We start from the raw sequence: 13,669 nt of genomic DNA, 5'->3' as shown, positions 1-13,669 counted from the left end.
CCTTAGTTAGGCCTCGAGCTCGCGGCGGCGCTCCGCCGCGGCACGCAGGCGCTCGGCGCGCTTTTTCTTTTCTCCTTCGGAAAGCTCGTCGAAGAGCTCTTCATCCGACTCGCTGAACTTCAGCACCCCGCGCGCAGCCCAGGAAGCGAAGAACGCGATGACGGGCGAGATCCAGAAATAGCTCCAGTCAAAGACGAAGAGGCCTAGGAAGAGCGCGATCATCGCCACTGACCAAATGACGGAATCCACTATCTGCACCTTGCGTCCGCGGGAGAGCATGTCCTCCAACTCCGCCTCGTGGCGGCGTGCGGGTGTTGGGGCGCTTGGCGTGGAAAGCTCCGGCAGGTCCGCAAAGAGCTTTTCGACGTCCCCGCGCGTGCGCGCCGCGGCAGCCTCGCCGGTGCGCTGCTCAAATTCATCGGGGCCCAACGCACCGTTGACGAAGTGCTGGCTCAGTTGCTCCAGGGCCGCGGAACGCTCAGCATCACCAACGCGGATATCGGGGTTCTCCATTAGTAGCCTGCCTTCGGATCAACCAGGGTAGGCAGCTCCTCCCCCGCCGCGAAGGCCTTGGCCACCTTGATGGCGTGCGCGCCAATCTTCTCGCGCACGGAGCGCTGCGTATTGGCAATGTGCGGGGTGATAACCACGCGCTGATCCCGCCACAGCGGGTGATCCTCCGGCAGCGGCTCTGGGTCGGTGACGTCGAGCGCGGCACCCGCGATCTCGCCCGACTCGAGTGCTGCGAGGAGGTCCTCGGTGTTGATGAGTGGGCCGCGGCCCACGTTAACCACCACTGCATGCTCCGGCATCTGTTGGAAAGCCTCCGCATCCACCATGTGGCGGGTCTCCGGGGTCAGCGGAGCGATAAGGACGAAGTAATCAGCCTTCGGCCAAACCTTGTCCACCTGGGAAATCGGGTAAGTTTCCTCAGCGCCCTCAACCGGGTTGCCGGAGCGGTTGACCGCAATGATGCGCGGCCCGAAACCAGACAGCATGCTAATCAGACGCTTGCCAATGCCACCGGCACCAATAATGGCCACCGTCTTATCGTCGTAGAGGTAGGAGGTGTGGGCCTCCATGTCCGCATAGGAATCGAACGTGCCGTTGACGCGACGGTGCGCGTGCAGCTGCGCCAGAAGCAGCGCGATGGTGGATTCCGCCACCGTGTTGTCATAGACCCCGGCGGCGTTTGACCACGGCACGCTGCTCCCCTTCATTGCGTCGAGCACGTGGTCCACGCCCGCCGAAGGAATCTGCACGAAACCAATGTTCTCCGGCAGCGGGTCCGGGAAGTCGGTGCCGTCGCCGGTGTAGATGAGGAAGGAGGCCTCATCTAGCCGGGCGCGCTCAAAGCCCGCGGCGTCAAGCACCTCGATGGTTTCCTCCCACGGGTGTGGTTCGATGGCGTACTTCATGCACATCCTCCTTAGCTAGTATCCGGCGTCCGGGTCGACGCGCGTGGGCATATCCTCGCCGCGCTCCCACGCGGCGGCGTTGGCATTGAAGATAGCACCCAGGTGGTACTGGGCCACGTGATCCGAGGCCGCCATGTGCGGGGTCAGCGTAGCGTTGGGAAGCTCATAGAGCGGGTGGCCATCCGGAAGCGGCTCCGGATCCATGACCTCGAGGCCCGCTCCCGCGATCTCGCCCGTGCGCAGTGCATCCACGAGATCATCAGTGACTACGGTGCTGCCGCGGCCGACGTTGATAAACACCGCCGAGCGCTTCATGGCGCGGAACACCGCAGCATCAAAGAGAGCTTCCGTCGCTTCTGTCGCCGGCAGAATGCTCACCACGAAATCCGCCTCGCCCCATGCTTCGTCGACGCGCTCGATAGGGAGTGTTACGTCCGCGCCGTCCACTGGGCGGCCCGAGCGGTTCACCGCGGTGATGTGCACGCCAAAGGGCCGGAGATAGGCCATGAGCTGCGTGCCGATTCCTCCCGCGCCCACGATGAGCACGCGCGTAGGCCCCTGTTGGTCATAGAGCCAGGCCTGGGATTCATCGAGCTCACGCGCCACCGACCAGGACTTCGCCAGCGCGAAAGCCTTGTGGTGGTGCGCCTGGGAGAGCATGAGCCCCAGCGCGGATTCCGCCACGGGCTTGGCAAAAGCGCCGGCGGAGTTGCACCACGGCAGGCCATCCGGCCGGATGAGCCCGGCCTCGATATGGCGGTTCACCCCGGTGAAGCAGTATTGCACCCACTGGATATTCTCCGGAATCTCCGGGGTCTGCGCCGGGTCCGAGGCGGTGTTCACAAAGACCTCGGCTTCCGCCAAGCTCTCCACGCGCTCGTGCCCGGCTGCGTCGATATCTGCCACGGTCGCTGCCCACACATCGGGGCCCATGAAATAGCGCATTAAATTCGGGACGCGAAATTGGACAGGTAGTCGGCGTGAACAACCGGGCGGCGCATGTCCTCCGGCAGCTCCTCGGTGTGCTTGCCCAGCAGGTTGCGCAGCGTGGCGGAGTCATAGCCCACCTCACCGCGGCCAATGACCTGGCCCTTGGGGCCCATAATGTCCACGATCTCACCGGCGCTGAACTCACCCTTGATATCCGTGATGCCCACGGCCAACAGGGAGTTTCCGCCGCGGACCACGGCTTCCATGGCGCCCTCGTCGAGGCGCAGCGAGCCGCCGGTATCCGCGCAGTAGAGCGCCCAGAACTTCCACGCAGACAGGCGGCGCTCCTCACGGGTGTGGAAGACGGTGCCTACGGAGGCGTCGTCAAGCGCCTGTCCGATGTTATCCGCCGAGGTCAGCAGCACCGGGATGCCGCCGCGGGTGGCAAGGCGGGCAGCGGAGACCTTCGTGGCCATGCCGCCGGTGCCGACCTTGCCGCCATCACCGGCCACCACCGCCTTGAGGTCCTTACCGGTGCGCACCTCTTCCACGAACTTGGCATCGGGCTCCGCCGGATTCTTGTCATAAAGGCCGTCCACGTCGGAGAAGAGAAAAAGGGCATCCGCGCCAACCAGATTGGCCACGAGCGCGGAAAGGCGGTCGTTATCACCGAAGTGCATCTCGGAGGTCGCGACGGTGTCATTCTCGTTGACGATCGGCACCGTGCGCATCTGGCGCAGGCGGTCAATGGTGCGCTGGGCGTTGCGGGCGCGATCGCGCTTGCCGACGTCCGACGCGGTCAGCAGCACCTGCCCAATGGTGCGGTTATAGCGGGCGAAGGACACGCCCCACTCGTAAGCGAGGTGGACCTGGCCCACCGCGGCAGCTGCCTGCTTGGTGGCGAGATCTGTGGGGCGTGTGGTCAGGCCCAGCGGGCCCATGCCCGCGGCCACCGCACCGGAGGAGACGATGATGATGTCGGAGACATTCATGCGGGCGCACACGGCATCAACGATCTTATCGATCTTCTCAGTCGAGGTCACGAAGTCATCGCGCGTCAACGAGGAGGAGCCGATCTTGATGACGATGCGCTTGGCCTGTGCGATCTGGTCGCGCAAAGGCGAGGAAAAGCCGCTGGATTTTTCCGACAGCGTGGCGGTCTCCGGGTAGTCCATTTCCGGGGTTGGCCCCTCGAAGGGTTCGAGGGGAAGAGGATAGTCGATCTGGTTGTCGTGTTCGGATGACATACCGGCTCATTATACCGGGCTAGCCCTGCCAGCGATCGCGGTTCGCGGACTCGCGCGTGACCTCCCCATCGGTGCCAAAGTCAAACTCATCGACGAGACCGCGGCGTGCCTGGGAAGCGCGCTTACGCTCGGCAGCCGAGACTCGCTCGGTGCTCATGAGGCGGCCATCCTGTCCGCGGCCAGCGTCGGTCGCGCGGCCACCAGCCATGGGCTCGTACTCGAAGGTGATATCTCCGATGGTCACGGGGCAGCCTTCCTGCGCGCCTTGGCGGTGCAGTTCCTCTTCGACACCGGCCTTGGCAAGGCGGTCCGCAAGGTAGCCCACGGCCTCGTCGTTTTCGAAGTCCGTCTGGCGGATCCAGCGGTCGATCTTCTCGCCTTCGACGATGAAGCCGCCCTCCACCTCGGGGTCTGGGGTGACGGTGAAGTCGGCGAACCTGCCCTTCTTTTTCTTGCCCACGGACTTCGGCTGAATAATGGTGTGGTTCTTGTCCGCGGCGACCTTGGGCTGAGCCTTGCGGTGCTCGTTGACCATCTCCATGAGCTTGTACTTCAGCGGGTCGAGGCCCTTGCGCGCCACCGCAGAAATGATGAAGACGGGCCAGCCGTACTTCTCTTCGAGGTCACCCTTGACAAATTCTGCTAGCTCTTCGGCCTCGGGAATGTCCGCCTTGTTGAGGATGATGACGCGCGGGCGCTCGCGCAGATCCCCCAGGCCGGTGTCCTGCTCCAGCAGCTCTTGGTACTTGGCCAGCTCGGTCTCGAGGGCCTCGATATCAGAGAGCGGATCGCGGCCCGGCTCGATGGAGGCGGTATCCACCACGTGGGCCAGCACCGCGGTGCGCTCGATGTGGCGCAAGAAGTCGAGTCCCAAGCCCTTGCCCTCGGCGGCCCCAGGGATCAGGCCCGGAACATCCGCCATGGTGAAAGACTCATGGCCCATGTCCACCACGCCCAGGTTGGGCTGGAGGGTGGTGAAAGGATAATCACCAATCTTCGGCTTGGCCGCCGAGAGAACAGAAATAAGGGAGGACTTACCCGCGGAAGGAAAGCCCACGAGGCCGACGTCCGCCATGGACTTCAGCTCCAGGATGAGATCGCGCGCCTCACCAGGTTCTCCCTGCAGCGCAAAGCCCGGAGCCTTACGAGCAGCCGAGGCCAGTGCTGCGTTACCAAGTCCGCCGAAACCGCCCTCCGCAGCCACGAAGCGGGTCCCCGGGACCGTGAGGTCCGCGAGCATCTCCCCATCCTCGGTATAGACCACGGTGCCTGCCGGCACCTCCAGAATGAGGTCCTTGCCGCGCGCGCCGTTGCGCCAGTCGCCAGCACCGTTGCCGCCACGCTCGGATTTGATGTGCGGGCGGTAGTGAAAGTCCATCAGCGTATGGATTTGGGTTGAGACCTCCAGCAAGATGTCTCCGCCGTGGCCGCCGTTGCCGCCATCGGGCCCGCCGAGCGGCTTGAACTTTTCGCGGTGAACGGAGGCGCAGCCGTGTCCGCCATCGCCTGCCTGCAGGTGCAAAACCACTCGGTCAATGAATCGTGCCATGCCCGTTAGTCTAACGGTTCCTGGCATACCGTCCTAGTTGAGCACTGCCGGGGATCTGAAGCCCACGGCCCCTTTAGTCTTCTCCACGCTCTCCCGCCACGCCGGCCGCGTGAAAACGACAAAATCCCGAGCAAACGCTCGGGATTAAGCCATGAAGCTCTTAGGCAGTTGCTTCTGCAGCAGCCTCTTCAGCCGGAACAATGTTGACCAGACGACGGCCACGCTTGACGCCGAACTCAACAGAGCCTGCAGCGAGAGCGAACAGGGTATCGTCGCCGCCGCGACCAACGTTCTCACCCGGGTGGAACTTGGTGCCGCGCTGACGCACGATGATCTCGCCGGCCTTAACCTGCTGACCACCGAAGCGCTTGACGCCGAGACGCTTGGACTCAGAATCGCGACCGTTGCTGGAGCTGGAAGCACCCTTCTTGTGTGCCATGTGGTTTTCCCTCCTTCAGGGATGAATTAGTGCCGGTTAAGGCTTACTTGATACCGGTAATCTTCAGCGTGGTCACCGGCTGACGGTGACCGAGGCGACGCTTGTAACCAGTCTTGTTCTTGTACTTGAGGATGTCGATCTTCGGGCCCTTGCCCTGCTCGACAATTTCAGCGGAGACGGAGACCTTCTCGAGGTCTGCGGCCTTCGACTTGACGGTTGCGCCATCGACGAGCAGAACCGGGGTGAGAGCAACGGAGGAACCCGGCTCCCCCTCGATCTTCTCGACCTTGACGAGGTCACCTTCAGCAACCTTGTACTGCTTTCCGCCGGTCTTGACGATCGCGTACATAGAGGGCTACCCCTTATCTAAACTCGGCTCGCTAGCAGCTGGGTGGTGCCGCTAACGAATGGACATTGGACATTGGCGTTTAGAACCACATCCGCGAGAGACGTGCGGAAACCGCAGCGCGTCCCATCGAGCGCATTCATGGTCTAAACAGCGACTGTCAAAGACTACCCCGTGAGGGGGCGAAAAGGCAAAACGCCTTTTCTAGCGCGACCTGCGCCGTGCTACTCGACGCCTCCCGCGCCCGCCCCTGCGCCTTGTCGACGCCGTAGTCTCCTCGCGCTCCTTCGCCTCAGTGCTGTGCTCCGCGCCCCTACCGCGTTCCTTCGGTGCCGGCGCGGATTGGCTCTGCGCCATCTTGCGCACCACTCGGCGGCGACCGCGGCTGCGGGTCGCGCGCACGTTCATGTTCTCGCCCGACTCCGCGGCCTTGCGCTCTGCCTTGGCCTCCTTTTTAGAGGTGGCCAGCGGAGCGTCCTTGGCTGGGGTCTCGTCCTGTGCAAAGTCTTCGCGCTTCGGGCGAATATCCGAACGGGAATTTCCGCGTGTGCGGCGCTTGCGGCGCGGCGAGTTCTCGAAAGCCTCGACGGCTTCCTCGTAGGTTGGCTCCGAGCGCTGTGCGGAGGACTTCTTCTCCGCTTCAGCGTTCTTAGCGTTCCTATCCTGCTTGCCTTGCTGCGCGCGCAAGCCCTCACTCGTCTCCTCGCGCTGTGGCTCCCGGAAGGTACGCGTTGCCCGGCGCGGCTTGCGCGAGCGCTTCTGCTTGGATTTCGGCTTCGATCGCTTCGCTTCCAGGCTTTCCGCTACCGCGTAGCCAATGGACGCGCTATCCGGCGTCTCCGCGTCATCGTCGTCCACGACGACCACGCTGGCCACGAGTTCCTCCAGCGAAGATTCTTCGTCGCGCGCTGCTTCTTCATTGTCAGCACGGGCAGCCTCATGCTCGGAAGCGGCATCGTCGTCCTCGCGATGCATACGGACGGCGGCCGGGTGCTTCTTCGGATCGCGCTGCGGTGCACGGCGTTCCTTACGGCCGCGGCGCTGCGGCTTCGAGTTATCCTCTTCCGTCTCCTCATCAACCGGGTACTCGTGAATGATGATTCCTCGGCCATGGCAGGCCTCGCACTCGGTGGAGAAAGTCTCGATGAGGCCGGTGCCCACGCGCTTGCGCGTCATCTGCACCAAGCCCAGTGAGGTGACCTCAGAAACCTGGTGACGAGTCCGGTCGCGCCCCAACGCTTCCTTGAGGCGGCGCAGCACCAGATCCTGGTTTTCCGGCAAGACCATATCGATGAAGTCCACGACGATCATGCCGCCGATATCGCGCAGGCGCATCTGGCGCACGATCTCCTCGGCCGCCTCGAGGTTATTTCGCGTCACCGTCTCTTCCAGGTTGCCGCCGGAGCCGGTGAACTTGCCCGTGTTGACGTCAATGACCGTCATGGCCTCAGTGCGGTCGATGACGAGGGTGCCGCCAGACGGCAGCCACACCTTGCGGCCCAGGGCCTTCTGCAGCTGCTCATCAATGCGGTAGGCGCTGAAGGCATCCTCGCCATCGTGCTCGCGGGCGTCGTATCGCACCACGCGGTCGGCCAAGTCATGCGCCATGGAATCAACGTAGGCGCTGACCGTGTTGTAGGAACGCTTGCCGTCCACCACCAAGGTGCTGAAGTCCTCGTTGAAAAGGTCACGCACCACCTTGATGAGCAGGTCCGGCTCTTCGTACAGGGTGACCGGCTTGGCGCCCTTCGTTGCCTTTTCGTGCGCGGCGCGGGCGCTAATGTCCTCCCACAATGAGTGGAGGCGGTTGACGTCGGACGCGATGTCCTCCTCCGACACGTTTTCCGCTGCGGTGCGGATGATGGCGCCGCCATCCCCCGGGATGACGCGCTCCAGAATCCCCTTGAGGCGCTTGCGCTCCGGCGCCGGCAGCTTGCGGGAAATGCCCGCGCTGCGCCCGCCCGGCACATACACCAGGAAACGACCGGCCAGGGAAATCTGAGTGGTCAAACGTGCGCCCTTGTGCCCGATGGGATCCTTGGCCACCTGGACCAAAACCTGGTCACCGGACTTCAGCGCGTTTTCCACCTTGCGGCTGCGCCCACCAATGCCCAGGGCGCGCCAGTCGATGTCTCCCGCGTACAGCACGCCGTTTCGGCCCTGTCCGATATCGACGAAGGCGGCCTCCATCGAAGGCAAGACATTTTGCACGCGGCCCAAGTAGATATTGCCAATCTGGGAAGGGTGCGTCTCGGTCGTGACAAAGTGCTCGACCAGGAGATCATCCTCCAGCACACCAACCTGGGTGATGATGCCAGCGCCGTCGGTACGCTGCTTATCGCGCACCACCATGGTGCGCTCTACAGATTCGCGGCGCGCCAAAAACTCCGCTTGGGAGACGATGTGCTGGCGCTCGCGGCCCTTCTCCCGCAGCTCCGCACGGCGGCGACGCTGCGCCTCGATGCGGGTTGAGCCCTTAATCGCCTTCGGCTCGTCGATGTGCTCGACTTCCTCGCGGACTACCCCGCGGCCTTCTGCTCCGCGGCCACGAGAGGTACCGCGGCTGCCGCGACGGCGACCGCGCGGCTGGCTTGCCGGTGCCGAATCTTCCTCGATTTCTTCCTCGCGTTTTTCTGACTTCTGACGCTTGGCCAGCGGAGTGATCTTCGGCGCCATGAAGACCGGCGCGAAGTCGTACACGTCCGGGTCTTCCTCAGCCATCGGGGTGATCAGCGGAGTGAGCTCGTCGTCCTCGTCGCTATCACCGGCCTCGGCGAGCGCCTCGTGCAGCATTTCGGCATCGACCTTGTCGACGATCTGCGAAATCTCGTTATCAACGTTCTTGCGCACGCGCTCGCGCAGCTTTTCTTCTTCCTCGCTCAGCTGCTCCGGCTGCCCGGCCTGTTCAGTATCCTGTGTCGAGTCCTGTGCCTGTGCAGCTTCCTGCGGCTCCCCCGCGCCATCCTGTTGCGCAGCAGACTCTTCCGGTGCGGGTTCCTCTGCCTGCTCCTTCGGCTCAGCCTTCTTGCCTGCCTTGCTCACGCGCTTCGCCGCGCGCTTGGTGCGCTTCTTCTTCACCGTCTTCTCCGGCTTTTCCTCAGCCGGGGCTTCAGTAGTTTCTTCGACAGGTTCTTCGGGGGTCTGCGCAGCATCGGCCGTGACTGCAGCCTGCTCGGCGTCCTCGGCGGCGGCCTGATTGGTGTCCTCAGTGGCTGGCACGAGGGCATCGATAAGCTGACCCACCTCCTCCGGCGTAAGTGTGGATTGTGCGGACTTCTTGATGCCCATCTCCGCGAACTGGGCCACCAATTCCTTGGAGGCCACGCCCACCTGCTTAGCCAAGGCATAAAGGCGAGTCTTAGGCGCGAGCGCCTCGCGGTCAATCCCCGCTACAGCCGCGGCCAACGTCGATTCAGTGCGTGCTTCTTCTGTTTCTGTTTTCTTCTTGGATGCCATCAGTGGCTAATCTCCTGACGTTGTGCTCACCCCGGGCGCAGGTTGCCGCCACACGGCGGTGAGACTTTGAAAAAATTCTCTTCATCTTTATTTAGTTGTCAGTGCCTTCCATTCTGGCACAGAGCTCGACCGAGGCTCACATGTTAGTATCGCCGCTATGTCCGACAGCGCGCCCACAAACACACCGGCAGAGCGGAAAATACCTGTCCACGCGCCACGCACAGTGGCGCAGGCGCGCGCTCGTAACGAGATTGCACTGCGGGATATTGTGACCGTGGCCGTGCCCGCGGGCATCGCCTCCGGCCTTCGCGCCGTTGACCTCCCTTACCCCTACGCGGTCCCGGTCTACGCGGTACTCATCATGGTGATGCTCTACGGAGTCTTCCGCATCATTCGCAGCGAGCCGAGGTTGGTGCAGGCCTCCCAAGAAGAGTACCGGGCGGGCGATTACCCTCTTCTCGCCTATTTTCTACCGGTGCTTGCTATCTTCTCCCCTCTCATCACTGAGGGAATTAAATCCACCGGGATTATCGGCGATGTCTCACCCAACCCTATCCTTATCGCCGCTGGACTTACTGCTTTCTCCATCCCTGCGTTCATCTTCGGTGGCCGCGCTTTCGGTACCACCTCCTACCGAGTGGGCAAGCGACGCATCAAGGCCATCACCGAACAAGGAAGCCTCGAAGGCGTCACTCAAGCGAGCATCGCCGCAGTAGAAACTCACCCGGAAGTCCTCAGCGGGCTAGTCGCCGCCGGTGCAGTCACTGGCAATACCACCTCCATCTCTGAGCTGGGGCGGCTGATCGGCTACGAGGAGGGGCTCGAAGAAGAACTCCGTGAACTCGAAGCGGCCGGCGTGGTGAAACTGCCTGGTCTCATCAAGTGGAGTGGTGAGCGGACCTTTAACATCACTCTGACCGAAGCTGGCGTGCGCAGCATGGACGCTGCACGCACGCGCTAGCGCGGAAGAGTGGCATCTCCCGGGAAGAGTTTCGGGCCAATCCAAAGTATGAAATAGACCAGACCAACGAGGACTGGAATCTCAACAAGAGGACCAATCGTTCCGGCAAGGGCTTGAGCAGACATCGCTCCGAAGGTGCCGATGGATACTGCAATAGCAAGCTCAAAGTTGTTTCCTGCTGCAGTGAACGCCACGCTGGCAGACTGCGCGTAATTCATGCCAACGGCCTTTGCTACGCCCAGCGACAGCACAAACATGCCCACGAAGTAGATAACCAGCGGCACGGCCACGCGCACTACCGTTGCTGGCTGCTCCACAATGTGCTCGCCCTGCAGGGAAAAGAGCAACACAATTGTGTACAGCAGACCAATCATGGCCAGGGGCGATACGGCTGGGAGGAAGCGGTTCTCAAACCATTCCCGTCCTTTTACCTTTTCGCCCCACACGCGAGACAGCGCACCCAACAGGAACGGTATGCCCAAGAAGACGAGTACGGCCTTGACGATGGCCCAGAAGGAAAAGTCAGCGCTCGTCGTGTCCAGGCCCAGCCATCCGGGGAGGACGCGCAGGTAGAACCAACCCAGAACACCAAACATAGCGACCTGGAAGATGGAGTTCAGGGCGACAAGCACAGCCGTTGCCTCGCGGTCAGCGCATGAGAGGTCCGACCACACAAGCACCATGGCGATACAGCGAGCAAGGCCCACGATGATGAGGCCGGTGCGCAGCTCCGGCTGGTCCGCCAAGAACAGCCACGCCAGGGTAAACATAAACGCCGGCCCCACCAGCCAGTTGAGGACGAGCGATACCGCCATGAGGCGGCCATCCGTGGCAATTTCCTTGGTCTTCTCGTAGCGAACCTTGGCCAAGGGTGGGTACATCATGACGAGGAGACCAATGGCGATCGGGATGGAAATCCCGCCGATTTCAACGGCGCCCAAGGCTTGGCCAATCCCGGGAATGAAGTGGCCAATGAGCAGTCCGGCAGCCATCGCCAGAATGATCCACATGGGTAAAAATCGGTCAAGAAAAGACAACTTCGGGCGCTGCGACACAGCCATGTCCCCCCTCCTTCGACGTTAAACAATGGACAATACAAACATGCAATATACAGCACGTATTGATACGCGTCAATATAACGTAGGGTGCAAGGATAACCCCTATACTGATCGCATGGCTTCCTCTTCCACGCCCGAAACCAGCGCGCCCAGCACTGAGTGTTGCTCCTTAAGCACAGGCCCGCTCAGCGACGCCGAGGCGAGGCATTTTTCGCAGCAATTCAAAGTGCTGGCAGACCCTGCCCGCCTGCGTCTTTTGTCCATCCTGTGTGATGAAGGCTGTGGGCCCATGAGCGTCACGGAACTCACCGAGCTCACTGCGCTGAGTCAGCCCACGGTCTCGCACCACCTAGCGCGCCTGCGGGAAGCCGGCTTGCTATCCAGACAGCAATGCGGCCGCACCGTCACCCATCAGGTGCACAAAGACGCTTTTGCGGCCTTGCGCACGCTGCTGTCGTTCGACTAACCGGTACCTGATCGGATCTGCGCTCGAGCACACAGGACGGGTTCGGGTTAAGGGTCAGAAATGACAAAAGCCCGAGCGCTATGCTCGGGCTTCGTTACGCGCTCAGCGCGGTAATCATAGTTAGAGGTTCGGGAACCAGATGGAGATCTCGCGCTCAGCGGACTCCGGGGAGTCGGAACCGTGGACGACGTTCTCGCCAACGGTCAGAGCGAAGTCACCGCGAATGGTACCCGGGGTAGCCTTCTCCACCGGGTGGGTGCCACCGGCCAGCTGACGCCATGCGGCGATAGCGGACTCGCCCTCGACGATGCCAGCAACCAACGGTGCAGAGGTGATGAAGTCAACGAGCTCGCCGAAGAAAGGCTTGTCCTCGTGCTCGGCGTAGTGCTTCTTTGCGGTCTCCTCGTCGGCGACGCGCAGATCCATGGCGACGAGCTTCAGGCCCTTGCGCTCGATGCGGGAGATGATCTCGCCCACGTGGCCGTTCTTGACGCCGTCCGGCTTGATGAGAATCAGTGTACGTTCAGTCATAGGGCACATAGTACAGAATGGGTGCTCCCGCGTCCTGCCAGTGGGCCAATTATTAAGCGCTACGTAAGGCGTTGCACGATTTCCTCCGCACGCTCATGGCTCGTGCCACGAAACCACAGCTGCACTTGGCGCACGGCCGTGCCGTATTGACCGCTCTCCAGCAGGCTTTTCAGATCCTCGCGCTGCCACTCCTCCAGATCCGCAAACTCCACCGGCTTCTCATCGCGCTGCTGCTTGAGCATGCCCACGACGAGGAACACAAAGGCCGGGAGCATCAACGCAAGCGGGAGCGCAAAGCCCCCAACATACAGCTTGGCCACGAGTGCGGCGATGCACAGCAGCGCGGAAATACCATAGAGGAGAAAGAGCATGCCCGTTAGTGTAGCGCGTCCAGCGTCGACTGCAGCCAGGCGCGAGAACTCATGAGCAGGCGCTTTGCCACCGCGGTATGGGGAGCCCACAGCTCGAAGGCATGCACGCCGCCGTCTACGACCTCGCATTGCGTGGGCACGCCGGCAGACTTCAGACGCTCGGCGTAGTCCACAATTTCGTCGTAGAAAAGCTCGCTGCTCCCCGCATACAACCAAGCCGGTGGCAGGCCTGCTAACTCCGTGCGGCGACCGGGCACGGCATAGGGTGCGTCTGGGTTGCCGTTGGTGTAGTAGCGCCAAGCCTGCGCATTGGAGTCCGCGTCCCAGATGGGATTGCGGTCGGTGGAGGCAGCGCGGTCATCGAGCATCGGGCAAAAGAGCCACTGCCCCGCCGGCTGAATTCCGCCTTCATCTAGGAGGCGCTGGCACAGTGCGGCGGCGAGCCCTCCCCCGGCGCTTTGGCCGCCGATGACAATCCGATCTGGGCTGATTCCCAGATCTTCCGCATGCGTGAGGAGCCAGTGGTGGGCCGAGTGGACGTCGTCAAGCGCGGCCGGATAGGGGTTCTCCGGGGCATAGCGGTAGTGCGGCGCAATGACGGTGACACCGACTTCCGCGGCGGTCTCCTTGAGGTGTTTAACGTCTTGGCGCGGATGGCCCATGAGCAGCCCTCCGCCGTGGATCCACAGCACAGCGCCGCGCGGGTTCTCCGGGCTATAGATGGTCGCGCGGATATCGGAATTCTTCACCGCTGCGTGCGCACGCCCTGGATATAGGGTGCGGGCCACAGCGCGGGAACTACACGCCCGGCGCGGCGGATCAGCGGATTGGTTGGATCCCACAGTGAGATGAACGCCGCGCCCGCGCGCAGCTCCGGGCGAATATACACCGCTGCGG

At 62.6% G+C, this 13,669-nt stretch carries 15 protein-coding genes; 2 read left to right on the top strand and 13 right to left on the bottom strand.

Annotation, left to right across the window (positions count from 1 at the left end; translation table 11 throughout):
- Positions 1-6: 6 nt before the first annotated feature.
- The 8 genes from HMPREF3009_RS06690 to HMPREF3009_RS06655 form a co-directional block, all read right to left on the bottom strand.
- Positions 7-513: a DUF1707 SHOCT-like domain-containing protein gene (locus HMPREF3009_RS06690; protein ID WP_070517908.1), complete on the bottom strand. Its 507-nt coding sequence runs from the start codon at positions 511-513 to the stop codon at positions 7-9.
- On the bottom strand, positions 513-1,418 hold the full coding sequence (locus HMPREF3009_RS06685) for a D-isomer specific 2-hydroxyacid dehydrogenase family protein (RefSeq protein WP_070517909.1): 906 nt from the start codon (positions 1,416-1,418) through the stop codon (positions 513-515). Before HMPREF3009_RS06685 ends, HMPREF3009_RS06690 begins: the two co-directional genes overlap by 1 nt.
- A gap of 15 nt (positions 1,419-1,433) precedes the next feature.
- Positions 1,434-2,363, bottom strand: coding sequence for a D-isomer specific 2-hydroxyacid dehydrogenase family protein (locus tag HMPREF3009_RS06680; protein WP_070509961.1), 930 nt, complete (start codon positions 2,361-2,363; stop codon positions 1,434-1,436).
- On the bottom strand, positions 2,363-3,523 hold the full coding sequence (gene proB, locus HMPREF3009_RS06675; protein ID WP_232745485.1) for a glutamate 5-kinase: 1,161 nt from the start codon (positions 3,521-3,523) through the stop codon (positions 2,363-2,365). Before proB ends, HMPREF3009_RS06680 begins: the two co-directional genes overlap by 1 nt.
- 91 nt (positions 3,524-3,614) lie before the next feature.
- Entirely contained in the window at positions 3,615-5,144 is a 1,530-nt protein-coding gene (obgE, locus tag HMPREF3009_RS06670) for a GTPase ObgE (protein ID WP_049157130.1), read from the bottom strand.
- A gap of 160 nt (positions 5,145-5,304) precedes the next feature.
- On the bottom strand, positions 5,305-5,583 hold the full coding sequence (rpmA, locus tag HMPREF3009_RS06665; protein ID WP_010190882.1) for a 50S ribosomal protein L27: 279 nt from the start codon (positions 5,581-5,583) through the stop codon (positions 5,305-5,307).
- A 43-nt stretch (positions 5,584-5,626) separates the two neighbouring features.
- Positions 5,627-5,932, bottom strand: coding sequence for a 50S ribosomal protein L21 (gene rplU / locus HMPREF3009_RS06660; protein WP_010190885.1), 306 nt, complete (start codon positions 5,930-5,932; stop codon positions 5,627-5,629).
- A gap of 201 nt (positions 5,933-6,133) precedes the next feature.
- Complete coding sequence (locus HMPREF3009_RS06655) at positions 6,134-9,385, bottom strand: translation initiation factor IF-2 N-terminal domain-containing protein (RefSeq protein ID WP_046648983.1); 3,252 nt, start codon at positions 9,383-9,385, stop codon at positions 6,134-6,136.
- A gap of 157 nt (positions 9,386-9,542) precedes the next feature.
- Between HMPREF3009_RS06655 and HMPREF3009_RS06650 the strand changes: the two genes are divergently transcribed.
- Positions 9,543-10,346, top strand: a complete 804-nt coding sequence (locus tag HMPREF3009_RS06650; protein WP_049157132.1) for a hypothetical protein — start codon at positions 9,543-9,545, stop codon at positions 10,344-10,346.
- On the opposite strand, the gene arsB is transcribed toward HMPREF3009_RS06650, so the two are convergent.
- Entirely contained in the window at positions 10,343-11,407 is a 1,065-nt protein-coding gene (gene arsB, locus HMPREF3009_RS06645; RefSeq protein ID WP_049157134.1) for an ACR3 family arsenite efflux transporter, read from the bottom strand. The two genes, HMPREF3009_RS06650 and arsB, sit on opposite strands and share 4 nt — an antisense overlap.
- A 112-nt stretch (positions 11,408-11,519) precedes the next feature.
- Between arsB and HMPREF3009_RS06640 the strand changes: the two genes are divergently transcribed.
- Positions 11,520-11,870, top strand: coding sequence for an ArsR/SmtB family transcription factor (locus tag HMPREF3009_RS06640; RefSeq protein WP_046648980.1), 351 nt, complete (start codon positions 11,520-11,522; stop codon positions 11,868-11,870).
- A 120-nt stretch (positions 11,871-11,990) separates the two neighbouring features.
- On the opposite strand, the gene ndk is transcribed toward HMPREF3009_RS06640, so the two are convergent.
- From ndk to HMPREF3009_RS13740, 4 genes are read right to left on the bottom strand one after another with little or no spacing between them, the layout of a single operon-like run.
- Positions 11,991-12,401 carry a nucleoside-diphosphate kinase gene (gene ndk / locus HMPREF3009_RS06635; RefSeq protein WP_039676402.1) on the bottom strand — a complete coding sequence of 137 codons (411 nt, stop codon included), beginning with the start codon at positions 12,399-12,401 and terminating at the stop codon, positions 11,991-11,993.
- Between the two features lie 59 nt (positions 12,402-12,460).
- Positions 12,461-12,772 carry a hypothetical protein gene (locus HMPREF3009_RS06630; RefSeq protein ID WP_049157137.1) on the bottom strand — a complete coding sequence of 104 codons (312 nt, stop codon included), beginning with the start codon at positions 12,770-12,772 and terminating at the stop codon, positions 12,461-12,463.
- Between the two features lie 5 nt (positions 12,773-12,777).
- Positions 12,778-13,521 (bottom strand): alpha/beta hydrolase, encoded by a 744-nt coding sequence (locus HMPREF3009_RS06625; RefSeq protein ID WP_232761005.1) that lies wholly within the window; start codon positions 13,519-13,521, stop codon positions 12,778-12,780.
- Positions 13,518-13,661 (bottom strand): hypothetical protein, encoded by a 144-nt coding sequence (locus HMPREF3009_RS13740; RefSeq protein ID WP_232761004.1) that lies wholly within the window; start codon positions 13,659-13,661, stop codon positions 13,518-13,520. Before HMPREF3009_RS13740 ends, HMPREF3009_RS06625 begins: the two co-directional genes overlap by 4 nt.
- Between the last annotated feature and the right edge of the window lie 8 nt (positions 13,662-13,669).

It is taken from the genome of Corynebacterium sp. HMSC034H07 (genome assembly GCF_001815175.1).
Taxonomy (GTDB): Bacteria; Actinomycetota; Actinomycetes; order Mycobacteriales; family Mycobacteriaceae; genus Corynebacterium; species Corynebacterium hiratae.
The sequence above is the reverse complement of the archived record's forward strand: the minus strand, read 5'-3'. Positions and strand labels throughout refer to the sequence as shown.

Coding starts and splice junctions, on each gene's coding strand:
- rplU (WP_010190885.1), bottom strand. CDS start 5,932: ATGTACGCGATCGTCAAGACCGGCGGAAAGCAGTACAAGGTTGCTGAA.
- obgE (WP_049157130.1), bottom strand. CDS start 5,144: ATGGCACGATTCATTGACCGAGTGGTTTTGCACCTGCAGGCAGGCGAT.
- HMPREF3009_RS06650 (WP_049157132.1), top strand. CDS start 9,543: ATGTCCGACAGCGCGCCCACAAACACACCGGCAGAGCGGAAAATACCT.
- proB (WP_232745485.1), bottom strand. CDS start 3,523: ATGGACTACCCGGAGACCGCCACGCTGTCGGAAAAATCCAGCGGCTTT.
- HMPREF3009_RS06685 (WP_070517909.1), bottom strand. CDS start 1,418: ATGAAGTACGCCATCGAACCACACCCGTGGGAGGAAACCATCGAGGTG.
- HMPREF3009_RS06630 (WP_049157137.1), bottom strand. CDS start 12,772: ATGCTCTTTCTCCTCTATGGTATTTCCGCGCTGCTGTGCATCGCCGCA.
- HMPREF3009_RS06680 (WP_070509961.1), bottom strand. CDS start 2,363: ATGCGCTATTTCATGGGCCCCGATGTGTGGGCAGCGACCGTGGCAGAT.
- arsB (WP_049157134.1), bottom strand. CDS start 11,407: ATGGCTGTGTCGCAGCGCCCGAAGTTGTCTTTTCTTGACCGATTTTTA.
- HMPREF3009_RS06690 (WP_070517908.1), bottom strand. CDS start 513: ATGGAGAACCCCGATATCCGCGTTGGTGATGCTGAGCGTTCCGCGGCC.
- HMPREF3009_RS06655 (WP_046648983.1), bottom strand. CDS start 9,385: ATGGCATCCAAGAAGAAAACAGAAACAGAAGAAGCACGCACTGAATCG.
- ndk (WP_039676402.1), bottom strand. CDS start 12,401: ATGACTGAACGTACACTGATTCTCATCAAGCCGGACGGCGTCAAGAAC.
- rpmA (WP_010190882.1), bottom strand. CDS start 5,583: ATGGCACACAAGAAGGGTGCTTCCAGCTCCAGCAACGGTCGCGATTCT.
- HMPREF3009_RS06640 (WP_046648980.1), top strand. CDS start 11,520: ATGGCTTCCTCTTCCACGCCCGAAACCAGCGCGCCCAGCACTGAGTGT.